The organism is Streptomyces sp. LS-MS-L19 (genome assembly GCF_058382285.1).
The window spans coordinates 1,031,422-1,054,409 of record NZ_JBYCLL010000001.1; the positions used below are offsets into that span (position 1 = coordinate 1,031,422).

Consider the following 22,988-nt stretch of genomic DNA (forward strand, 5'->3'; position numbering starts at 1 on the left):
CCCAGGCCGGGAGGTAGCCACGTGTCGGACCATGACGTCGAAGAAGGGACTCCGACGAGGGCGACGACGGCGGCTGGCTCGAGGACGGTTACTTCGCTCCCGACCCGCCGTTCGTCCACTGCGACGCAGGGACGGCCCTGTGGGGCCGCATGGTCCGCACCGGTCGCCTGACCGGCCCGGACGCCGTCCCGCTCCACGAGATCCCGCTGATCGACGCGCTTCAGGCCGTCGCGGCCGCCGGGGAAGCCCTCGACGACCCCGCCCTGATCGCGGCCTGGCGCGAAGTGGAGCCCACGCTCTGGGACTTGTACGACCTGGGAGTCCGACTACTCCTCAACTGCCCTGCGTCCCTTGCCCTTACGGCCTTCTCGGCGCCCCCGTCGACGAGTCGTGAGCCAGCTCCAGGTAGACCGGCTCGAAGTCGAAGGGGTACTGGATCTCCGCCCTCCCCGCGAGGCACTGGGCGGCATGCCGGCGCATCCGGCGGCCGTACGTCCCGTGGCCGATCAGGTCCGTGTAGGTCTTCCGTCTGCCCAGGTCCAGCAGGCCCGCGGTGTCGGCCAGGTAGACGTCGAAGCCCGGGTACATGAGCCCGAGGTAGGCCAGGTCGTCGAAGTCGAGGGCGAAGACCGGGTACTCACCCTCCTCGTCCGGCTCGGTCACGGCCAGGAACCGCCGCGAGTCCGATCCGCCCGGCAGCAGGAAGCACTCGGAGAAGCGCCCTGACAGCCAGGCGAACTCCGGTCCCCAGGCGGCGTCCATCTCGTCCGCGACGAGTTGGTCCAGCGGTCGCGGCGCAAGGTCGCCGTCCGCCGTGAACCAACCGTGGCGTTCGAGCAGGCTCATGTCGTACGCCAGCCAGGCGCGCAGGCTCGGAGACAGCGGGCGCCCCGACGGGAACGCGGCTCGCGCGAGCGTGGCCTCGGGCATCGGCCTGGGGACGCCTCCTTCCACCCAGGGCACGTCCACGTACGGCAGCAGATGGGGCAGCGCGCTCGCCCCGGGGTCGCGCCGGACCACCTCGATGACCCGTTCCGTCAACGGCACTCCGTGCATGGGGACTTGCCTCGTCTCTATTCGTCGGGGAGGAGAGGTCGGGAGGGGTGGTCACAGGAGGAAGAGGTGGTCACCGGGAGGAAGGAGTGGTCACAGGAGGAAGGGGCGGATCCAGTCCGCGAACCGCTCGCCGAACTCCGCCTGCGCCGCCGCGAGTACGGCGTCCGGGTCCTTCGCCACCGGCAGGCCGAAGTGCCGGTCGAGCCAGGCCACGTACTCGTCGTGGCAGTCGGTGTGGGGCTCGTCCTCGTCCCGGTAGACGTAGGCCTTGGCGTGCTCGACGCTGATCTCCTCGTCGAAGCCGAGGAGTTGGAACAGCTCGCGCACATGGCGGGCCACGACGTGCTCCCCGCCCTCGTCACCGAAGACGACCACGGGAAGGGTCGCCAGGTCCTCCCGGTCGTCGATGCGCCACAGCGCGTAGAAGGAGCCTCCGCCGGTGGCCTGGGCGAAGGGCACCAGGCGGCCGGTGAACGCCGGGTCCCGCGACCAGCCCGCCACCAGTCCGGAGATGTCCCCGTACTCGGTCAGCCCGAAGCCCCGGGCGAAATTCTCGTAGCCGACCCGGTCCTGGAAGCCCTTGAGCAGATTGAGTTCTTCGACGGGCGAGTATGCGGTGGTCACGGTGTCTCCGAATGAGTGGAAGTGAGGGGCGCGCGGGCGGTCACCATGTCGCCTTCACCAACGCCCGTTCCGCGCCCGCGAGATGGACGGCCGCGCTGAGCCAGACCAGGGCGTACCGGTCGCTGTCGGCGTCGGCCAGGCGGCCGAAGACGTCACGGGTACGGCGGTCCGCCTCGGCGGTGAGGGCGGTGGCCAGGTCGGCCATCGTGCCGAATCCGCCGCGGCGCAGGGCGACCGCACTGCCCCGCGAATCACCGTCCCGGGCGGGCTCGGCGACCGCCCGGCGCCCTCCGGCGACGGCGAGTTCGACCAGCCGGCGCATCCGCCACAGCGGCGAGTCGGCGAGGGGGTCGGCCGGGGCGCCGGTGAGCCCCTCGACCGGGGACAGGGCGTCCGGCGTCGGGAAGTGCGTGCCGCCGAGACGGTCGTAGCCCAGGTCGACGCGGTCCAGCCGGTCCGCGGGCAGCCGCAGGGTGGCCTCGGTGTCCGGTACCGGACCGACCGCGAGCGGGCGGAGGGTGGCGGCGCGGTCGGGGTCCATCCGCCCGATCACCCGGACGCGGATGCCTGGACGGGCCGCGAGCTGGGCGAAGTTGGCGGTGTGGGCGAGGTCGGGGTGGGCGTGGGCGGGCAGGAGTCGGATCAGCGGGCCGTCCTCCGGCGCGTCCGGATGCAGTTCGCGAGCCACCAACCCCTCCCCCGCCGCGCCTACGACGACGAGGTCGCACCCGATCAACGCGCCACCCGGTTCCTCCGGCGCCATGGCGAGCCGGTCGGCCACCACCTCCCGCAAGGGACGACCAAAGAGGGCGGCCAGTGGGCCCGAGGTCCAGGGGAGGCCGTCCAGCGGGGTGGCCCTGACGCCCCTGCCGGAGCCGAGGCGGCCCTCCGGGGAGATCGTCGCGCCGGAGATCAGCAGACCGCCCCGGGCGAGCCGGGCATGGTCGAGAGCGCCCGAACCCAGCGCGACGGGAGCGGTGCCGGCGGCCCGGGCGCGGGCCGGGCCACCGGGCTTGACGTCGGCGACGGAGAACCAGCGGCCGTCCTCGGTGACCAGATGCGTCACGACACCGCCGTAACCCGTGGCGCTGAGCACCGGCTCCCGGCAGACACCGAAGACCTTCAGCGCGCCGCCGGCACGGTAGGTGCGGCGGGCCGTGCCGACCAGCGCCGGGTCGGGGTCCGCGGACGCCAACCGGTGGGTGGTGAGCAGGAGTTCCCGCAGGTCCGCGACCAGACCCGCGAGCCGCGGTCCGTCCTTTCGGGCCCGCGCAGCACGCACCCCTCGTACGACCCGCAGCGCCGCCGCCTCGGCCCGGTGCAGTCCGGCCAGTCGGGCCGTGTGCGCGGCACGGAGCAGCTCCGCCTGCGGCACGGCTCCGGCGGCGGGGATCCCTGCGGCCAGTACGGCCGCGGCGGCGGCCCGGAGTCCGGTGGCAGCGGCGACTTGGGCGCGAGTGGGGCCGGGGAGTGCCTCGGTCGCCGGGGCCTGCTGTGTGAATGTCCCTTGCTCGGTGGACGGTGGTTCGTCGGCCGGTGGTGGCTCCTCCTCTGCGCCGCTCACGTCGTCGGCGGCAGTCGGCTCCGCCACCGGGCACGCGCTCAGGATCGCGGCGCGATGCAGACACCGGGGGGCCAACAGGCAGCCGCACACGGCCTGTTCGGCGTCGGTGAGCGTTCCCGACGGTCCCGGTGTGAGCGTGACCTCCGCGTCCTCGCCGCACTTGACGCTCAGGGTGCCGTCGAGTTCGGCGACCGGGAGGGCGGCGTAGGACTCGACCGCCGTGTCCAGTTTTTTGCGCAGCCGGGAGGTCAGGCCCTCGACGGCGGCGGCGACCACTTCGGGTACCGCCGGGGGCAGTTGGGGCTTCATCGGGATCACCGGACTTCTCCGCGCAGGCGGTCGCCCACCCAGCGGGCGAGGGCGAGGGGGCTGAGGGCGGCGACGGGCATGCCGGCGGCGACGAGTTGCCGGGCGATCGGCACCGAGTAGCGGGGCGTACCGGTGTCGTCGAGGGCCGCGCAGCCCATGAGGTGCACCCCGGAGTCGGCGAGGGCTCGGACCTCGCCGAGGAGTCCGGCCAGGGGGTATCCCTCCTCGAAGTCGCTCACCACCGCCACGAGGGTGCGGCTCGGGACCGTCACGAGGGAGCGGGCGTGGGCGAGTCCGGCCGCGATGTGGGTGCCGCCGCCGACCTGGACCTCCAGGAGCAGCGACAGCGGGTCGTCCACCCGGTCCGTCAGGTCGATCACCTCGGTGGAGAAGGCGAGGAAGTGGGTGGAGAGGGTGGGAACCCCGCCCAGCACGGCCGCGGTGAGCGCGGACCAGACGACGGACGCCTCCATCGAACCAGACACGTCGACCACCAGGATCAGCCGCCAGTCCACCTCCCGGCGCGACCGGGTGCTGAACACCGGCCGCTCGGGCACCACGACCGTCCGGCCGTCGTCCAGGCGCCGGGTGTGCGCGAGGTTGGCCCGCAGGGTGCGCGGCAGATCGAGCCGTCCGCCGGGGCGGCGGGTCGGGCGCGGGGTGGCGAGGCCGGTGAGGGCCGGGCGCAGCCGGGTGGCCAGCTCCCGGGCCAGTTCGTCGACCAGCCGGCGCACCAGCGGCCGCAGCCGGGCGAGTTGTGGCTCGGGCATGCCTCCGGCGAGGGAGAGCACGGAGGTCAGCAACTCGACCGAGGGCCGGACGGCGGCGGGATCCAGCTCGGCGAGGACATCGGTACGGCCGTGCTCGGCGGCCCGCGCCAGCACCTCCTCGCGCACGTCCGCACCGAACAGGGCGGTGAGTTCCTCGCCCCACTCCCGGGCGCTGGGGAAGGACGCCTCCTGCCCTCCGCCGCCGTCCCGGCCGAGGTCCATGGAGCCCTCGCCACGGCCGGATCCGTACAGCTCGTCGAGGGCCTGCGCGTAACGGCGGGCGGCGCCGGGGAGCCGGTCGGTCTCCCTGCCGAGGAGCAGGCGCCAGCGGTCGGTGGGGGTGAGGCGGGTGGCGGGTACGGCAGCTCCGGAAGCCGGCGCGAGGGCGTCGGGGGCGCTACCGCTGGAGACCGGCGTCGGCCCGACCGCGTCCGGCGCCGCACCTCCGGAAGCCGGCACGAAAAGTCCCAGTGCCGTCAGTTCGGCGAGACCGGCCGTGTCTGCCGCGGTCCACAGGGCGAGGAGGTCGGGTGGGGCGGTGAGGGTGAGGTCGGGGCGGTCGCCGAGGCGTTCGGTGACCGTATCGAGGAGGCGGCCGCGGCCGGCCGGGGTGAGGGTGTCGAAGCCGCCGCGCAGCGCGGGCAGCCGGTCCAGGAAGCCCTGGTCGTTGAGCGCTTCGATCCGGTCGAGCAACGGGTCCAGGGCGGCCGGGGCCGACTCCAGGAGGGGCCCGGCGGCGCCGAGCAGGCCGGTCAGCAGCAGGGTCAGCCGGCGTCGTCCGTCCGGGGCGGTGGCGGTGTCGATCCAGCCGCCGACCCGCGTGCCCAGGGTGTCGGCACCGTCGAGGTCGAGCAGGACCCTCGCGGCCAGGGCGGCACCCTGGACGAGTGGGGAGCCGGTGCGGGCCAGGGTGGCGAGGGCGTCGTCCACGCCGAGACCGAGCCGGTGGGAGCCGATCCGGGCGACCAGGGCGATCAGTGCGGCGGCGTCCTCGGGCCGGTCGCTGCCGGCGAGGCCGGGCAGGGCGCGGACGGCGGCTTCCAGCAGGGTGTCGGACAGTTCGGTGACTGCCCGGTCGCGCTCGGGCGTGCCACCGGGCAGATGACCACGGCGCAGGGCCTCCAACAGGTCCAGCGCTTCCAGGAGTTCGGGAAGGTTCGCGGCCGAGGGCAGCATGTCCGCGGCGTCGGCGAGGCGTTCGGCGACCAGGGCGGGCAGGTCGCAACGGGCCGCGGCGCGCAGTCCGGCGATGACATGGGCGCAGGTCGCGGCGGTCTCATGGCGGTGGGCCTCGCGGAGGGTGCCCTCGGCGGCCAGGGCAGCGGTGACCCCGCGCACGCCGGCCAGATCGAGTCGTACGGGAACCGCCGGGGTCCACGCCAGCCTCCACCGGGTGGTGAGCGCGGTCCCGTCGCCCGTGCCGGCCACCTCGACGGATTCGCCGTAGAGGGCGTGGCACACCGCGAGGCGTTGCAACAGCACCTCTCGGCGGGCGTCGAGGGCGGACCGGAGCGGATCCAGCCGGATCTCGCGCGGCCCGGGATCGTCCGGGCCGGGCAGTCGTAGTGCTGCGAGCTCGGTCTCGACGGCGGGGCCGAGCCCCGAGCGCGGGGTGCCGGGTGCGACCCGGCCCCAGCCGCCGCCGACCAGCACCGCTTCCGCGGCCCGGGCGAGCGCACGGCCCCGGCCCAGCGGTTCCCCCTGCCCCAGTACGGCCGTCAGCGCCTCCAGCAACTCGCCCCGCCCGGGCGCCGGAAGCCCCCGCAGCCGGGCCAGGTCGCAGGCCAGCCGCAGGGCTTCGGTGGCCTCGCCGGTACCGGCGGTGTGTCCGGCCGTACGCAACTGCCGGCACACGTCCGTGATCGCGCGGGCGGCGGCATCGCTCACCAGCTCCGGGTTTCCGGCGGCGGTGAACACTGCCTGCTGCCACTGCGGGTCGCGGATGCCGGCGGGATAGCCGGAGCGCGAGTCCAGCAGCTCGAAGGCGTACGGGACGAAGGAGGTGACGAGGGGCGCGGGGACCCCCGTGAACGGAGCCCGCTCGATGATCGCCGGCGCCGGGACCCCGGTGAACGGAGCCCGCTCGGTGACGGTCGGCATGGCGGACTCGACATCCGGAACCGCCCTGTCGAAGCCCCCCAACGCCGGTGCGTGGAACGCGCCGACCACCGCCGCCACCCTCCGTCCCCCCGCGGAGGCTTGCGCCAGCGCGGAGCGCATGTATGCCTCCCGCGCGAGATCGCCCGCCGCCACTCCCCCGGACGCCTCAGCGTCCCGGCGCAGTGCCCAGCCGACGCCGAGGGCCGCCCGGCGTACCGCGTCCGGCGTGCTGCCCGGGGCGAGCACCTCCACCGCGCGGTCCCACAGGTCGTCGCCGTCGCGCCCGGTACCGGCGGCGATGAGGGCGTCGGCGAAGACGGTCCGCGCCGCGCGGTCCCCGTCGGGCGGTACGGCGTCCCAGGCGGGGTCGGTCAACGGCAGGTCGCAGCACAGGACTTCGGCCCCGCGCTCCCGTGCCCAGCGGACCGCGGCCAGCTCCGGGGAGAAGTCCGCGAACGGGTAGAAGCCGAGCCGCCCGTCCTCGCGTGCCCCGGCGAGCGCGACCGGGGCTACCGTGCCGGGGGCGGCCAGGTGCACGAGCCAGGGCTGGAAGTCGGCGGGCAGTTCCACGCAGACGACCTCGGCGCCGGCCGCGTCCAGCAGGGCCGGCACGGCGGCAGCGAGAGCGGGGCTGTGGTGTCGTACGCCCAGGAGGTACGGCCGTACCGAATCCGCGAGGGCGGTCACGGCCGCCCGGGGGTCCTCGCGCGTGCTCACCGGAGGTTCTCCCGCAGGTCCCACAGGCGGCGCCACATCGCCGAGCCGTCCTCGGCACGGCGGCGGACCGGACCGTCCCAGTAGCCGAGGAGGCGGGCGTGGTCGGCGGGGTCGTCCTTGCGGACCACGCCGAGGAGGTGGCCGGGGACGAGGTCGAGGGTGTCACCGGCCGGGAGGTAGGCGGTGGCCACACCGAGGGAGGTGGCGACCTGGACGGCCTCGGCCGTGGACATCACGGTGCCGGGGCGGTCCACGTCCCAGCCCTCGGCGGAGCGGCCGGTGCGCAGGTCGCGGAAGACGGTGACCAGGACGTCGAGCACGGCGTCGTCGACCCCGAAGGCCGCGCCGGCCCGCCGCACGGCGGCGACCGCCTGGCCGCGGACGAGCGCGGTCTCCGCGTCGGCGTCGGCGATCGGCTGCACGGTCTCGAAGTTGAAGCGCCGCTTGAGGGCGGCGGACATCTCGGAGACGCCCCGGTCGCGGAGGTTGGCGGTGGCGATGACGGTGAAGCCGGGGGCCGCGGCGACCTGGGCCTCGTCGGTGCCGGACAGCTCGGGGACGCTGACGCGCCGGTCGGACAGGATGGACACCAGGGCGTCCTGGACCTCGGGCAGACAGCGGGTGATCTCCTCGACGCGGGCCACCCGGCCGGTGCGCATGGCGCTGAGGACGGGTGAGTCGACCAGCGCCTGGCGGCTCGGGCCCTGGGCGAGCAGCAGGGCGTAGTTCCAGCCGTAGCGGAAGGCGTCTTCGGTGGTGCCGGCGGTGCCCTGCACGGTGAGCGCGCTGGTGCCGCAGACGGCGGCGGACAGCAGCTCGGAGAGCATGGACTTGGCGGTGCCGGGCTCGCCGACGAGCAGCAGGCCGCGCTCCCCGGCGAGGGTGACCACGCACCGCTCCACGAGAGCGCGTTCGCCGACGAACTTCGGCTCTATGACGAGCCGTTGTCCCGGCGCTTCGAGTTCCTTGCCGTCGCTGCCGCAGATGAAGGTGACGACGGCACGCGGGGTCAGGGCCCAGCCGGGCGGGCGCGGGCCCTCGTCGTGGGCGGCGAGGAAGGCGAGTTCGGTGGCGTGGCGGTCCTCGGCGGGCAGGATCTGCCGAGCCGGGGCGGCGGCCGTGGCCGCAGTGGTGCTCATGGACGTCCTTGGTGGTTCGGTACGGATGGGGTGTGGCCGTGGGGGCGCCGAGCAGGCGGCGGCCCGCTCCTTCATGCGCTGTGGTGTTCCGCTTCAGCGGCGGCGGCCGCTCTTGGCCTTCAGTTCCTCGAAGCGCGGCACATCGCCTTCCCGGATCCGCCGCCAGGCCCTGCGGTACAGGTCGGGTGCCGGTTCGGTCGGGACGAGGAGGCGTAGGCCCGCCTCGACGAGTACGCCGTACAGCGGTAGCTTCCACTGCTCCAGGGGGAGCCGCGGGGACGGGAGTATCTCCCAGCCGCCGGGCAGGAACAGGGAGCGTCCGGCGCGGGTGCGGCTCGCCTCCACCACCAGGTCGGTGGCGGCCAGTTCGGCGCGGGCGGCCTTGAGGCGGGCGGGCTTCCAGCCGGTCCAGCGGGCCGTGTTGCGGTCGGTGGGGTCGGGCAGGGCGAGGAGCATCAGGTACAGCGCCGCGGCGTCCTCGCCGAGGCCGTGCTCCTTGGCCACCTCGGTCACCAGTTCCGGCGCGGACCGGGCGGGGTCCTGCGGATACCAGGTGCCGTCCTTGAGGCGTTCGCCCGCGACCGGGTCGCCCGGGTCCGCGAGAAGGGCCGCGAAGCGGGTGTCGCGGGCGAGGCGCAGGGTCACCTCGGCCGGGAAGGGGGTGCCGTCCTCGTCCAGGCGCAGCGCGGGCAGGTACGGGTCCTGGCCGTCCGCGTCGAGGAGGGCGACCCGCAGGCCGGGGGCCGGCATGTCGTCCTGGGTGGCCATGACCACCGCGCCGTACCGCTCGAATCCCGTGCCGACCTCGGTGGGGCGGCCGACTGTCCTGCGGAAGTCGGGCAGGTTCACGTACCGGCCGAGGTCGAGGAGCAACCCGGGGTGGGCCAGCCGGTCCCGCACCGCACCGAGGGCGGCGGGCAGCGCGGCCCGCAGGGGGTCGCCGACGGGGAGCCGGTGCGCGAGCCAGGCGGCCAGGGCGACCGTGTCGATGAGCGTGGCCGCGGTGAACCCGGCGGCGTCCTCGTCGACCGGGCCGACGCGGTCCCCGGTGACCGCCCATTCGAGGTCCTGGCTCAGGCTGGGCTCGGAGGCGGGGTCGAGCAGCCCGGCCAGGGTCGACGGATCGGCCCGCAGCGCGCGTTGCGCCTCGGCGAGGAGCGCCTCGGGCAGGGGCCTGCGCCTGCCGACCCTGCTGTTCCAGACCTCCGCGGCGGCCGCGGCATCGGGACCGTCCGTCCACAGCCGGGCCGGGTCACGGGGCAGCAGCGCGGCGACGACGGCCCTGAGGTCCTCGGCGTCGGTCTTGCGGAGTTCGTCCTTGGCCAGGGCGGCTTCCGTCGCCTTCACACGGAGCACGGCGCGGGCCTCGGCGGTGAGGAACGACCGGTCGTTGCTGTCCACCTGCGGCAGTCCCGCCACGACCAGGCGGGCCATCGTCGGGGTGACACCGGTCAGCCGGGCGAACTCCTCGGCCGCCGCCGGGATCCACGGGGCCGGTCCCCGCTCGTCCAGGCCGGCGAGGAACGCCGTGACCCAGTCGGCCTCACGGTCCTCACCGACCGGGGTGGAGGACTCGGGCGTGTAGGGGGCCGGGACCTCGAAGCGGCCGGACGGATCGTGGTGGAGCGCCTCGAAGTCACAGCCGGTCCGCTCGCTGCGCGAGGTGCACGCGGTGACCGCGAGGAAGGCGCCGCCGTCGAGCGGCAGCACGCCCTTCAGGCTTCCCTCCCGCCACTCGCCGTCCGGGGTGCGCAGATGGCTCGCGTCGAGATGCAGGGAGACCCGCCGCCAGCGCGCGGGCCCGTCGGCCGAGGTCAGGCCCAGCGCGTCGAACTCCCGCAGCAGCGCCACCAGGGCCTCCCGGTGCTCGGGCGGGGTGGTGGGCGACGCGATCCGGAACGCCATCGCCGTGAAGAGGTCCGGCAGCGGCGCGCGACTCAGATAGCCGCCGGGCAGGTCGGGACCGTCGACGTGCAGGCGCGGAGCCGCCCCGGCGCCACCGGGCCCGCCATGGCCCTCGCCCCCGGTCACGTCCTCGCCCGCCCGCATCGCCCGCCTCAGGATCCGCAGTCTGCGGAACACCTCGTCCCGGTCGGCCGTGTAGTGGTGCCAGCCGCCGCGGGCGCCGTCGAGGCCGCTGAGCGCGCCGTGCAGCAGCCGGTCGGAGGGGCCGGCCGGGCCCTCGTCCTCCTGCGCTCCGGCGAGTTCCGCGGTCAGCCGGGTCGCCGCCGCGTCGAGGACCTTCTGCTGCTCACCGGCGTAACGCAGCACACCGGTGATGCCCGCGAGGAGTGCCGTGTCGGTGACCTCGGGCAGCAACTCCCGTACGGCGGCATCCGGTTCGGGGGCACGCAGCAGCATCCGGGCCGTCTCGTCGGAGATCCGGCGCAGGGCCGCGGAGCCCCGCGGGTCCCGGGGCCGCAGGCAGTGCCAGTACCGCAGCGGGGGCAGGATGGGGGTGCCCTCCGCGAAGTCGCCCGGCGGGCCGTCCACCCGCGCGGAGGCCGTCACCGTCCCGTCGGCGTCGACGAGCTGGATGCGCCAGCCGTCCCGGACGGCGGCCATGAGCCGGTCCGCGCCGGGGAACCGCACCGCGGCGTACGGCTGCCCCGCCTCCTCCGGCACGGTGACCCGGCGCCCGGCCAGGTCCTCGCCGTGCCAGGTGCGGTCGGGACGGAGGACCGCACGCCAGCCGAGCAGTCCGTTCACCGGCACGCCGGCCGGGGTGACCTCGTCGAAGGGGTAGGGCGCCAGCGAGCCCGGCGCACTGGTGCCCTCGCCGTAGGCGTCGGCGAGGAAGGCGGGCGCGCGATTGCGGCCGAGCCGCCCGGTGGCCGGGTCGTACTCGAACCAGCCGTCGCCGCCCCAGGTCCAGTACGAGGTGCCGTCGCCGAGGAGCTTGCCCTCCAGGGGGACGCTGGTGTCACCGCGGTGCAGGACGCCGCCGCCGGTGAGCCGTCCGCCGTCGGGCAGCGGCAGGGTCGGGACGCCGTTCTCCTCCCGGTACCAGTCCATCAGGACGCCCCGGGTGGTGCGTGCGCCCTCCAGGGACACCACCCGGTCGGGGCTGTGGTGCCAGTACCCGCGCATTCCGTGGTCGTGGGTCCGCCAGTGGACGAGGAGTTCACCGTCCACGAAGTGGAAGCCGGGCTCCCCGAAGGTGCCGTGGTCCGGCAGTCGCAGGTCATGGGTGAGCACGGTGCCCTCGGGGCCGATCACCCGTACCCGCGCGGATCCGGCGGTGATGAGGTACGGCCAGGCGTCGGCGACGTACAGGCTCTCGACGTTCTGCCGGCGGACGAGGTCACCGACCGCCTCCTCCCAGGCGGGCCAGCCGAGTTCGTCGACGATTCCGGCCCTCAGCGTGCGGGCCACCAGGGGGGCGAGGTCGGTGGCGGCCACCTCCCGGATCTCGTCCTCGGCGAGCCGGAGGGCCTCGCCGGGGAGCCACGCCAGCCGCCGCAGGGCCTGGGGCAGCCCGGGCAGTCCGGTGGCGGTCGAGCGCCGGGCGACCTCGCGCACCCAGCCGGCCAGCATCGGCCGGCCGCCGGGGGAGGAGGCGAGGACCCGGATCGTGTCCAGGTCGTCCTCGTCGCCGCCGAAGGTGTCGGCCGCTTCGTGGAAGGCGTCCCGGAACCGCTCGGCGGCGGCGAGGGCGAGCAGGTCGCGCCGGTCCTCGCCCTTCGCCCAACGCTGAAGTTCCATTCGGTGGAAGACGCCGGCCGGTACGTCCAGGGCGAGCAGCTGGTCCAGCAGGTCCAGGTCGTGTCCCGCCTGCAACTCCCCGCCGGACTCGGCGAGTTCGGCGCGCAGTCGGTCGGCGCACCGTTCCGTGATCCGGTACAGGGCGGGAAGGTGGGTGGGTGCGTGGTAGTCCTGCGCCCGCTCCTGGAACCGCAGGAAGCGGGCGAACCAGCCCGCGGTGCCGTCCTGGGCCCGCTCCTGGTCGGGCAGGGTGTCGTCCCAGAGCCCCACGAGAGCCCCGGACTCCTCCAGGATGTCCAGCCACATCAGCAGGACGGCGCGGTCGCCCGAGTCGGGCATGAGGTCGAGCAGCGCACCACGCACCGCGGGCTCCCGCCGGGCCAGTGCGACGACGGCAGCCCGGTGGGACTTCCACCAGCCGGGCGCCGCCTTAGCCGTGGCGGACAGCTGGAGCAGGTCGGCCAGGTACGCCTGCTCGACCTCGCCGCCGTCCCGGCCGGCCGCGCGGGCCAGCCTGCGGACGTCGTGCGCCAGTTGGGCGGACGGCACGAGTCCGCCCGCGGTGCGCCGTACGCACAAGCGGGTGAAGCGTTCCAGGGCCTCGGCGGCCGGCACCCGGGCGGCCAGGTCCTTCGCGTACCCGGACAGCGCGGTCGCCGTGAGCGCGCCCGCCAGCGCGAACTCCAGGAACACGGCGTCCAGCCGCTCCTCGTCCACCGGCAGGCCGTACTGGGCCTCGGCCTCGCGGGCCCGGCCGAACATCTGCGCCGCGTAGGTCGGGTTCTCCACCGACAGGAAGACCCGTCCGGCCTGTTCGTAGAATGTGGGCAGGAAGTGCGGTACGGAGACGGCCAGTTGCCGGGCGGTCTCCCGGTAGGCGTCCAGGGCGGCCTTTGCCTTGGTCTTCGCCTGGCGGGCGATCCGCTCCAGCTCCGGGACGACGCCCAGCGCGTGCCGGCCGTCCTCGGGGTGGTGCACCAGCACCCACTCCGGGAAGCCGAGCGCCTGACGCGCCCCCAGTCCGATCTCGACCGGTTCCGCGGCCGGTTCGAGGCCGAGGAAGCCTGCGGCCAGGTCCTCCGCCGCGCCCAGCTCCCCGGCGACCAGCCGCACCACCACGCGGTCGTCGAGACCCTGGTGGGTGTACGACCGTGCCGTCAGCGGCACCGCGCGCTCGCCCGCGCCCTCGGTGCCGAGCGGCAGCACCGCGCCCGCCGCCAGCAGTTCCCCGTACGACACCTCTGCTCCCCCGCTCATTCGCCCAGTCCTTCCTCGACCTCGCGCCCCGCGTACAGCGCCGCCGCCATCCGCATCCCCTCGGACCAGGCCACCGGGCCGACGTCCACCGGCCGCAGCCTGCGGCCCTGCGGGTCCAGCCAGGACAGTCCGCCGGTCCTGACCTCGTAGTCCCACGGCTCGCCGATCCACACGGCCGCCTCGACGGCGCGCTCCCCGTCACGGACCCGGCAGGTGGCGCGGGAGCCGGAGACCCGGTAGCCGAGCGAGGTGGCGCGCGCGGCGAGCGCGGAGCGCCAGAAGCGGCCCCCGGCGAACTCGGTGACCTCCCACGCCTTTTCGTCCAGGTCGGCCGGCTTGTGCCAGGTCGCCCGGTGGATCTGCTCGACGCGCTGCACGATTCCGAGCTCGGCCGCGAACTCGCGCAGGTCCGCCAGGTCGGGCAGCAGCACCGGGTGCGGCAGGGTCACGGCGCGCGGGGACAGCCGTACGGTCTCGCCGTCGAGGTCGACCACCCGCAGCTCGCCCGCGTCGGTGACGCCGCGCAGGAAGCCGGCCTCGTCCGGGTCGTCGCCGACGACCACGAGGTCGCGGAGCGCCGACTGCCAGGCCTCGTCGGGCCAGACGCGCGCCACCAGTTCGGTGGGGACCGGCAGCGAGGACACCATCCAGGTGTCCACCTGCGCCACGCAGGCCGACGCGTGCCGCTCCAGCCACTCGGCGAGGCGGCGCAGCCGCTCCACCTCCGCGTGGCCCTTGAGCGCCTTCGGCAGTGACTTCAGCTGTCGCCCCGCCGCCCGGCCCGCCGTGGCCCTGGCCGTCACACGGCCCTCCACCAGGGCGACTTCGTACCCCTCACCCGCTGCCAGCCAGCCCACCGGCCCCCGCCTTCCGCATCAAGGAAACTCACGATCGACACACCTCGGCCAGGGATCCGGCACTCAGCGTGACGATGAGCGGAACGTTACGAGCAGCCACTGACAATCACCCGGGCGAACCTCTCCGGCGTCCGCCGAGTCAAGCCGTCTGACCTGGGCTGACGCATCCGGGGAACCACGTATTCGGGGTACGTACTACCGGCCGGTCGGGTGCGCTGCGGTGGGTCGCCGTGGGCTGCGGTGCGCTGCTGTGGGCTGCGGTGCCTCGCCGCGGGCTGCCGCGGGTGCGAAATACGGTCCGATCAGCATCTTTTGCTTCTGTATGGTTTGCCATGACATTGCCCTGCGGAGAGGGAGAACGGCGCTCATGACCGCGGTGCCGGTACCGGCTGCCGGAGAGCGGCCCGTCGGGCGGGAGGCCGAACTCGCCCTGCTCGCGCGCGCCGTGGAGCGGCTGGAGGACGGCCGGGGCTCGATCGTGGAGATCACCGGCGAGCCGGGCATCGGCAAGACCCGGCTGGCCCTGACGCTCATGGAACTCGCCGCCCGGCGGGGCGTCCCGGTCGTCCGGGCGCACGCGATCCGCGGGAACACCGTGCCGTTCCAGGTGCTCAGGGACGCCTGGGAGACACGGCGGGGGCCTGGCGCGGAGCCGTTCGACGCGGACCGGGACCGGATCGCCGAGTGGGCCGGCGGCTGCGTCCTGGTGCTGGACGACCTCCACTGGTGCGACCCCGACTCGGCCGCGGTGCTCGCCCGCATGGTCCGTTCCGTCGTACCCGGCCCGCTCCTGCTCGCCCTGGTCCACCGGGCCGGTCAGACGGCACCCGGCCTGCGGGAAGCGCTGGAGGACGGCGTACGGACCGGCACGGTCACCCGCCTCGAACCGGGACCGCTCGACCGGGACTCCGTGGCGACGCTGCTGGCGGGGTGGCGTGTGCCGTTGCCTTCGGAGGCGGCGGCGTGCGGGGATGCGGGTGCGTCGGGGGGTCTCCTGGCCGCGGGCTCGTCGATGTCGCGAGTTCGGATCGACGCGTCGACGCGCCTCGCAGCAAGCGCGTTGACGGGGCCGTCCCCGGATGTGTCGGCGGACCTGGCCCCGGGGACGTCAGCGGACCTGCCCACGGACGCGTCGGCGAGCCTCCCCCCACGCCCGTCCGCGGGGCTGCCTCCGCACCTGCCTGCCAGCCCTGAAGCGGACTTGTCGGCGCGCCTTGAGGGCAGTCCGTCGGCGCACCCCGGGGGCGGACTCCCGAGGCGCCTCGAAAGGGGCGCGCCCGCGATCCCCCCGTCGCAGGAATTCGTCGCCCACCTCTGCGCCGCGGCCGACGGCAATCCTCGCTATCTCCGGCTGCTGGTCGCCGCCGACTGGCGGCCCGAGCACTGGCCCGACCGAGCCGGTACCGACCCCGCCGGCCTGTTGCGCGAGGCGAAGGCGCTGGTCGCGGAGCTGGACGCGCTCACGGAGGGGGCGGCGGTCACGGCGTCGGCGGCCGCCGTGGTCGGCAGCCCGTTCCGGCCCGAGGACGTCGCCCAGGTCTCCGGACTGGGCCTGGACCGCACCCTCGACGCGCTCGCCGAACTGGAGCGGGCGGATCTGGTGCGTTCGGCCGGCTGGACGGGAGGGCTCACCTTCCGCCATCCCGTCGTCGGCCATGTCGCGCACGAGCGGGCCGGGGTGTCCTTCCGGCTGCGTGCGCACCGCCGTGCACTGGAGCTGAGCGCCGGCCGCGCGGGTCGCGCCCACGAACGGGCGCGTCATGCCGAGCACTTGCTGGGCGTGGACGCGGCTCTCGCCGCACGCACGCTGGCCGAGGGGGCCGCGGAGGTCGTCGTACGAGAGCCGGCGACGGCGGCGCGCTGGCTGCGGTCGGCACTGGAGGCCCTGCCGACAGCGGCCGCCACCTCCTCCGGAGCCCCTGCTTCCGGAGCCCCTGCGACCTCCACGAGCCCGATGACCTCCATGAGCCCGACGACCTCCGCGGCACCCGCGCCACCCGCAGGCCCGGCTGCTCCCGCGACCTCCACGACGCCCGCGCGGCCAGCGCCGCCGGCGCAACCGGCGCCGCCCGCAGCCTCTGCCCCTCCCGCGCCCTCCACGACAACCGCAACTCCCGCCACCCCCGCGACAGCCTCGACCTCCACGTCCCCCGCGACAGCCCCGACCTCCACACCCCCCGCAACCCCCACGACGTCCCGGACCCACACAGCCTCCACGTTCCCCACAACGCCCACGCCCCCCATACCGGACACCACCCCCACCCGCACCGAACTGGAACTCGCCTACTGCCGCGCACTGATCGCCTCCGGCCAGTGGCACGAGGCACGCGCGCGTGTGCATGAGTTGCTCGGCAACCCGCAAGCCGCGCTCGACGCGCGGCAGGCGCTCCAGGCGCACGCCGTGTGTGCGAACGCCGAGCGGCAGCTCGGCCGGTACGCGGAGGCCGCCGCCATCGCCGGTGCCGGTCTCGGCGCGGTGCCCCGGCCGCTGCCCGATCCGCTGTCGGCCGAGGCAGTCGAGCTGATCATCGAGTACGGCCTGGTCCACGTCCTGCGCGGAACGCACGAGCAGGCCCGCGACCTGCTCCGGGAAGCCCTGCGCACCCCGGCCGAGGCGGCGGACGCGGACCTCGTCGTGCTGCGGGTCCTCAACGCCCTGTGCGCCACCCACGCGGGTGACCTCGCCGAGGCCGCCGACGAGGTCACCCGGTGCGCCCGGCTCGTCGACGCGCTGCCCGACCCGCTCGCCGGCCGGACGCCGGAGACCCTCGCCCTGCTCGGCAGCGCCGAGCTCTATCTGGAACGGTTCGCGGACGCGGGCCGCCATCTGGGCCGGGGACTCGCGGCGGAGTCGCGCCCGCAGCGCCCCATCCTGCTGCACCGGCTGCTCGGGCTCGCCGCGGCCGAGCTGTGGACCGGCCGGCTGGACGAGTCCCAGCGGCACGCCCGGCAGGTCGAGGCGCTCGCGCGGGCGCTGGGTGCGCAGCCCGCGGTCACCCTGGCCCAGGCGATCCGCGCGACGGCACTGGTGTGGGCCCGCGGCCGGTCGTACGCCGACGAAGCCGTCGCGCTCGTGGAGGAGGCGGCCGGCGCCGGACCGACCGGGCACTCCTGGTGGACCGCCTCGGCGACGGGTCTGCTCGCCCAGGCGCGGCTGCTCGCGGGGGACGCCGCCGGATGCCGGCGGACCATCCTCGACGGCGGGGGCGGCAGGCGGCTGCCGCTGGTGCGGCCGTTCTCCCGGCCCCTGCTGCTCTCCCTGCTGGCGACCGCCACGCTGGACTGCGGTGACCACGAGGAGGCGCGGCGCCTGGTCGGCACCGCGGAGGCGGAGGCGGGGCGGCTGGGGCTGCCGGTCCAGGAGGCGTACGCGCAGTGCGCCCGGGCCAGGATCCACATGGCCGACGGCGAGCACGACGCGGCGGCCAAGCTTCTCGAACTCGCCGCGGAGTCCTTCCGGTCCGCCGACATGCCCGTGCAGTACGCCTGGACGCTGGCCATGGGCGTGCGGTCCGTGCACGAGTCCCAGGGGGAGGCCACGGCACTCGCCCACCTCGACGCGGCCGAGGCGATCGCACGGGCCCACGCGGCGGGGCTCGTCCGGGAGAGGGTGGCCGACCTGCGGGCCGAGCTGTCGGCGGACGGCCGCACCACGCACCCGGTCCGCCTGCTCAGCGACCGCGAACGGGAGATAGCCGAACTCGCGGCGTCGGGTCTGCGCACCCGGCAGATCGCCGAACGCCTCTTCCTGAGCCCCCGCACGGTGGAGACCCACCTGTCCCGCATCTACCGCAAACTCGACGTGTCCTCCCGGCTGGCCCTCTCCGACGTCCTGCGCTCCGCGCCCTAGCGACGACGTCACCGCCACTCCGACACGTGTTCTCGACTTGCCCCGTAATTCGAACACGCGATCTAATCCGACCATGGCGAACCACAGGGTCGACTACCTCACCAGCACCCAGGAGCAGATCCTGCGCTGCATCCGCGAGTCGATCGCCGAGCGCGGCGAAGCCCCCACCGTGCGGGAGATCGGCGCGTGGGTCGGCATGCGCAGCCGGTCCTCCGTCCACTACCACCTGGGCCGGATCGAGGCGCTCGGCTACATCGCCCGGGAGCCGCACAGACCGCGCGGGATCAGACTCACATGACCGGCCCCGCGCCCGATCCGCAGCGCTTCCACCTCACGGTGTCCGCCACCGGCCGCCCGGTGATGCACGGCTGGTGGTCCCGGGAGAGCACGGCCCGCGACAAGTTCCGGGACTGGATCGGCGCGCACGGCAGGATGCCGGCCGCGCACGTCTGCCTGGTCGAGCGGATCGGGGCCGAAGAGCGGCTGATGGAGAGCTGGCCCGAGGACACCCCGCCCGCACACCGGGCCGAGACCAGCCGCACCACCACACCGAGTCCGAAGGGACCGTAACCCCTACGACTGCGCCCCCTCAGGACCGTCCACCACCGACGGATGGACATACCGGCCCTCGTCGAAAGGCGTGAACCACTCCCCGAACGCCACGGGCTCGATCCCGAGGGCCGTACCGGTCGCTTCCTCGTCGTCGGCGTCCACCGAGCCGTCGTAGAGCCACTCGTGGTCCATGTCCTCGTAGACGTGGTCGGCGAAGGCGTCGAGCGCGGCGGACACGTCGTCGTCGAGCAGCCCGTAGAGCTCGAGGGTCGCCGTCGCCTCGCGCAGGAGGAACCTCAGGGCGAGCTCCTCGGCCACACAGCCGAGCTGCCGGAAACCTCCGTCGGTGAAGCGGGTGGTCAGGGCGATCACGGTCACCAGGAAGCGGCGGGCGAACCGGGCGTCGTAGCGCAGGGCGTACCGGTCGGGCAGCCGCTCCAGGTGCCACAGGGGCCCTTCGCATTCGGCGACGCTGGTGTCCTCCAGCGTCAGGACCTGCACGTCCTCGAACAGCTCGGCCACCAGGACGTCGGTGGCGTGGACGAGCGCACCGGCGGCGAGTCCGGCGCCCGCCGGGGAGACGACGGATCCTCCGGCCTCGCCCCCGTGGTCCTCCCCGCCCTCCTCGTCCTGGTGCACGCCGAAGGCGGCAGGGGGGAACGAGCGCAGCCGGTCCGCCAGCTCCAGCAGCCGGTTCCGTACGGACTTGGCCCGTACGTCGGCGTCGTAGCCCTCGCCGGCGCGCTCACCGCTCGTGAGCTGCGCGTGCCGGGCCTTGCGGACGGCCGGGTCGTCGGGCGGGGCGTCGGGGCCGTCGGCGGCGTCGAGGCTCTCCTTGGCGAGATCCTGGTGCAGTTCGACCTCGCACCGTTCGATCCTCCAGTCCGCCAGCAGTTCGGAGCGCTCCAGCAGTTCGTCCACCAGGACCTGTACCGCGTCCTCGGCGAACTCCAGCGCGGGAGCGTCCACGAAGACCTTCAGCAGGGCCCCGTCCGGATGGACGGCCACGATGCTGTCGAGGAGATCGGCCTCCACGCCGTCCGGCCCCTCCAGGGACTTGACGGACTGGAATCCGTCCTCGAGGAGCGCCACGGCGCCGGCTCGCTGGAGGGGGTCCATCTCCGGAGTGCCCTCCGGGATGCGGGTGTCCACAGTCACTACGTACGTCACACCCCGAGCTTGGCAGGAAGTAACCGTTCTGCGCGAAAGAACGGCTGGTCCGCGCGCTCTGTTCGGCGATCAGGTCACCGTCCGGGCGGCCCGCAGGCACACCGCCCCGGTCGCTCGCTTCCCCCGGGATCACTCCGGACGGGCCGCCGCCTGCTTCTGGAGCTGTACGGCCGCCACCAGGCTCAGTCTCGGCTCCGCCTTGCGCAGCGCCCGCACCGCAGCGACCGAGGTGATGTCGCCCGTGAAGCCGACGGCGGCCAGGCGGGAGCGGACCCAGCGGGCGCACAGCTCCGTCTCGGTGGCGGCCGCGGTGGACTCGACGAGCGCGGCGGCGCGTTCCAGCCCGGGTCGCTCCTCCGGCGTGGCCTCGGCCAGCGCCTGCCGCAGGGCCGCGCCGACCACGTCCGCGTCCCGGACCAGCAGCACGAAGTTGTGTTTCTTGTTCAGTCCCGCGATTCCCGACATGCGGATCATGGTGACGGTCATGTCCCGCTCCGGCCAAGCGACTTGAGGAGCATCAGAGACTCGCACCGTGATCCGTCCACGCGACCGTTCCGTGGAAATGGTTTCACATTGAACAGCCACGGGGTAACCTGGATGTGTACGAAACAGTTTCGTTTGGATGAGGCGTACATGGACGGCAAAGGAGCCACCCGAACCCCGTGCACCCCCCGCGCCCGCCGACGCGGCAGACTGACGCCCGAGCGGGAGGCGGAGCTGTACACGAGCGTCCTCGACCTGCTGCGGGAAGTCGGCTACGACGCTCTCACCATGGAGGCCGTGGCCACCCGCACCCGGTGCAGCAAGGCCACCCTCTACCGCCAGTGGACGGGCAAGCCGCAACTGGTCGCCCATGCACTGCGCCACGAGAAGCCCGTCGCCCTCGCCGGGATCGACACCGGTTCGCTGCGCGGCGACTTCGCGGCGGTGGTGGACCAGTTGACCGAGCCGCGGCTGGAGCGGGACACCGCGCTGCTCCGCGGACTCCTGCCGGCCGCCCACGCCCACCCCGACCTTCGCGAGGCGTTGCGTGAGCTGCTCATCGACCCCGAACTCACCAGCCTCGACCGGATGTTGGGCCACGCCGTCGAGCGGGGCGAGGTCGCCGCGGACAGCCCCGCCCTGCCCTTCGTCCCGCACACCCTCGTCGGCCTGCTGATCGCCCGCCAGCTGGCGGAGGACAGACCGGCCGACCCGGCCTTCGTCCGGGACTACATCGACGCGGTGGTCCTGCCCGCGCTCGACGTCTGAAACCGAGCAGGTCCGCCCCCGCGCTCGCCTGGGTCCTGCGCCGCCGGGAGGTCACCTCCGCGATCACCGGCGCCTCCCGTTCGCACCGACGCCTCCCGCGCGCCCAGACACCTCCCGCGCACCCCGGCGCCTCACCTGCGCCCAGGCACCTCCCGCGCCCCGGCGCCTCCCGTTCGCACCGACACCTCCCGCGCACCCCGGCGCCTCCCCTCCGCCCAGGCACCTCCCCTGCGCCCAGACACCTCCCGCGCACCCCGGCGCCTCACCTGCGCCCAGGCGCACCCGCCGGAATCCCGCCCCGCCCGCCGCCTCCAAGCCGCCGGCAGGGCAGGGACACCCCCGCCTCAGCCCAGCTTCTTCAGCAGTTCCGCCGCCAGCGGTGCCGAGGACGCCGGGTTCTGTCCCGTCACCAGGTTGTCGTCGACGATCACGTGCGGAGCCCACGGCTCGGCCTCGTCGACCAGCACACCCGCCTCGGTGAGCCGGTCCTGGAGCAGCCACTTGGCCTTGTCGGCGAGGCCCGCCTGGGTCTCCTCGGCGTTGGTGAAGGCGGCCACCCGGCGCCCGGCGAACACGTTGGAGCCGTCCTCCCGGGTCGCGGCGAGCAGCGCGGCGGGAGCATGGCAGACGACGCCCAGCGGCCTGCCGCTCTCCAGGGCGGCGGTGAGCAGCCGGCCCGAGACCGCGTCGACGGCGAGGTCCTCCATCGGGCCGTGGCCGCCGGGGTAGAAGACGGCCGCGTAGTCGTCGAGCCGCACGTCCTCCAGCCGCAGGGGCCGCTGGAGTTCGGCGGCCGAGGCGAGCACCCCGGCGATGCGGTCGGCGTTCTCCTGTCCGCCGTTGACCTCGGCGGCGAGGCTGCCCTTGTCCACGGTCGGTACGACGCCGCCCGGGGTGGCCACCACGATCTCGTGGCCGGCGGCCTTGAAGGCCTCGTAGGGGGCGACGGCCTCCTCGGCCCAGAAGCCGGTGGGGTGCCGGGTGCCGTCGGCCAGGGTCCAGTGGTCGGCGCCGGTCATCACAAAAAGGATCTTCGACATGGGGAAACCGTAGTCCCGCCCTGTCATAGCGGGCCAATAGGCTCACGCATATGAGGGATAGGAACACCAATGGCTCCATGGAGTCCGGGCAGACCCCCGGCGCCCCGCTGGACCTGAACCTGCTGCGGACCTTCCTGACCGTCCACCGCACCGGCTCCTTCACCGCCGCCGCCCGGCTTCTCGGCCTGTCCCAGCCCACGGTCACCACCCAGATCCGCACCCTGGAACGGCAGTTGGGCCACGAGCTGTTCGAGCGCCGGGCGCGGGGCGTGACCCCGGCGCCGCACGCGGACGAGCTCGCCGCCCGGATCGTGCGGCCCCTGGACGAGCTGGCCGCGGTCGCCGGGCCCGCCGACAGCGCGGACGACGCCCCGGCCGAGCCGGTGCACCTGGCCGGCCCGGCCGAGCTGCTGTCGCGCTGCGTGCTGCCGGGCCTCGCTCCCCTGGTGGACGCGGGGGTACGGCTGCGCATCACGCCGGGCCTGACCGAACCCCTCCTGGAGGATCTGCGGGCGGGCCGCCACGACCTGGTGATCGCCACCTTCCGGCCCCGCGGCCGCACCCTGACGGCTGTGCCCCTGAGCGACGAGGAGTTCGTGCTGGTCAGCTCGCCAGGACGGGCCGAACGGCTCGGTACGCCGGCCCATCTCCCAGCCTCCCTGCACGGCGTCCCCCTGGTCGCCTACGCCGAGGACCTGCCCATCGTGCGCCGCTACTGGCGGCACGTGTTCGGCAGACGCCTGGTGCGGCAGCCCGAGGTGACCATGCCCGACCTGAACGCGGTCAAGGCGGCGGTCGCCGGCGGCACCGGATTCACCGTGCTCCCCCGCTACCTGTGCGCCGGGGAGCTGGCGTCGGGGGCGCTGGTCCTGCTCCACGACCCGGACGACCCGCCCATCAACACGAGCTTCCTGGTCCAGCGGCCCGGCACCTCCGGCAACCCGCACGTGGGCGTGGTCCGCGACCACCTGCTGGCGGCGGCCCGCGACTGGTAGTCCCGCGCAACCGGGGAGCCGAGCGTCCGCGG

General features: G+C 74.5%; 15 protein-coding genes. 5 read left to right on the forward strand and 10 right to left on the reverse strand.

From position 1 onward, the window contains the following. Positions 1-357: 357 nt before the first annotated feature. From AC2XR2_RS04530 to AC2XR2_RS04560, 7 genes are all read right to left on the reverse strand, one after another. On the reverse strand, positions 358-1,047 hold the full coding sequence (locus AC2XR2_RS04530) for a hypothetical protein (RefSeq protein ID WP_449352932.1): 690 nt from the start codon (positions 1,045-1,047) through the stop codon (positions 358-360). A 99-nt stretch (positions 1,048-1,146) separates the two neighbouring features. Next, entirely contained in the window at positions 1,147-1,680 is a 534-nt protein-coding gene (locus tag AC2XR2_RS04535; protein ID WP_491514343.1) for a hypothetical protein, read from the reverse strand. Positions 1,681-1,720: 40 nt separating this feature from the next. Beyond that, a complete protein-coding gene (locus AC2XR2_RS04540; RefSeq protein ID WP_491518407.1) occupies positions 1,721-3,553 on the reverse strand; it encodes a hypothetical protein in 1,833 nt (610 codons plus the stop codon). 5 nt (positions 3,554-3,558) lie between these two features. Then, the gene (locus tag AC2XR2_RS04545) at positions 3,559-7,140 is read right to left on the reverse strand and encodes a DUF5682 family protein (RefSeq protein ID WP_491514344.1); all 3,582 of its coding nucleotides are present in this window, start codon (positions 7,138-7,140) and stop codon (positions 3,559-3,561) included. After that, positions 7,137-8,279 (reverse strand): ATP-binding protein, encoded by a 1,143-nt coding sequence (locus AC2XR2_RS04550; RefSeq protein ID WP_381301031.1) that lies wholly within the window; start codon positions 8,277-8,279, stop codon positions 7,137-7,139. Before AC2XR2_RS04550 ends, AC2XR2_RS04545 begins: the two co-directional genes overlap by 4 nt. A 93-nt stretch (positions 8,280-8,372) precedes the next feature. Next, positions 8,373-13,241 (reverse strand): DNA-binding protein, encoded by a 4,869-nt coding sequence (locus AC2XR2_RS04555; protein WP_491514345.1) that lies wholly within the window; start codon positions 13,239-13,241, stop codon positions 8,373-8,375. Next, positions 13,238-14,098 carry a DUF4132 domain-containing protein gene (locus AC2XR2_RS04560; RefSeq protein WP_381301035.1) on the reverse strand — a complete coding sequence of 287 codons (861 nt, stop codon included), beginning with the start codon at positions 14,096-14,098 and terminating at the stop codon, positions 13,238-13,240. The genes AC2XR2_RS04555 and AC2XR2_RS04560 overlap by 4 nt, the downstream gene beginning before the upstream one ends. A gap of 367 nt (positions 14,099-14,465) precedes the next feature. Between AC2XR2_RS04560 and AC2XR2_RS04565 the strand changes: the two genes are divergently transcribed. From AC2XR2_RS04565 to AC2XR2_RS04575, 3 genes are all read left to right on the forward strand, one after another. Beyond that, the gene (locus tag AC2XR2_RS04565) at positions 14,466-17,948 is read left to right on the forward strand and encodes a LuxR C-terminal-related transcriptional regulator (RefSeq protein ID WP_491514346.1); all 3,483 of its coding nucleotides are present in this window, start codon (positions 14,466-14,468) and stop codon (positions 17,946-17,948) included. Between the two features lie 73 nt (positions 17,949-18,021). After that, positions 18,022-18,246 carry a LexA family protein gene (locus AC2XR2_RS04570; protein ID WP_330268660.1) on the forward strand — a complete coding sequence of 75 codons (225 nt, stop codon included), beginning with the start codon at positions 18,022-18,024 and terminating at the stop codon, positions 18,244-18,246. Beyond that, entirely contained in the window at positions 18,243-18,518 is a 276-nt protein-coding gene (locus AC2XR2_RS04575) for a hypothetical protein (protein ID WP_491514347.1), read from the forward strand. Before AC2XR2_RS04570 ends, AC2XR2_RS04575 begins: the two co-directional genes overlap by 4 nt. Positions 18,519-18,521: 3 nt before the next feature. Here the strand turns inward: AC2XR2_RS04575 and AC2XR2_RS04580 are convergent, their stop codons facing one another. Together AC2XR2_RS04580 and AC2XR2_RS04585 are read right to left on the reverse strand one after the other, a co-directional pair. Next, a complete protein-coding gene (locus AC2XR2_RS04580) occupies positions 18,522-19,670 on the reverse strand; it encodes a hypothetical protein (protein WP_491514348.1) in 1,149 nt (382 codons plus the stop codon). Between the two features lie 129 nt (positions 19,671-19,799). Next, complete coding sequence (locus tag AC2XR2_RS04585) at positions 19,800-20,156, reverse strand: hypothetical protein (protein ID WP_491514349.1); 357 nt, start codon at positions 20,154-20,156, stop codon at positions 19,800-19,802. Positions 20,157-20,303: 147 nt separating this feature from the next. Between AC2XR2_RS04585 and AC2XR2_RS04590 the strand changes: the two genes are divergently transcribed. Beyond that, entirely contained in the window at positions 20,304-20,921 is a 618-nt protein-coding gene (locus AC2XR2_RS04590; protein WP_381301047.1) for a TetR/AcrR family transcriptional regulator, read from the forward strand. Between the two features lie 344 nt (positions 20,922-21,265). On the opposite strand, the gene AC2XR2_RS04595 is transcribed toward AC2XR2_RS04590, so the two are convergent. After that, complete coding sequence (locus tag AC2XR2_RS04595; RefSeq protein WP_330268655.1) at positions 21,266-21,961, reverse strand: type 1 glutamine amidotransferase domain-containing protein; 696 nt, start codon at positions 21,959-21,961, stop codon at positions 21,266-21,268. A gap of 50 nt (positions 21,962-22,011) precedes the next feature. Here AC2XR2_RS04595 and AC2XR2_RS04600 point away from each other — a divergent pair, with 50 nt between their 5' ends. Further along, on the forward strand, positions 22,012-22,956 hold the full coding sequence (locus tag AC2XR2_RS04600) for a LysR family transcriptional regulator (RefSeq protein ID WP_491514350.1): 945 nt from the start codon (positions 22,012-22,014) through the stop codon (positions 22,954-22,956). The last annotated feature ends 32 nt before the right edge of the window (positions 22,957-22,988 follow it).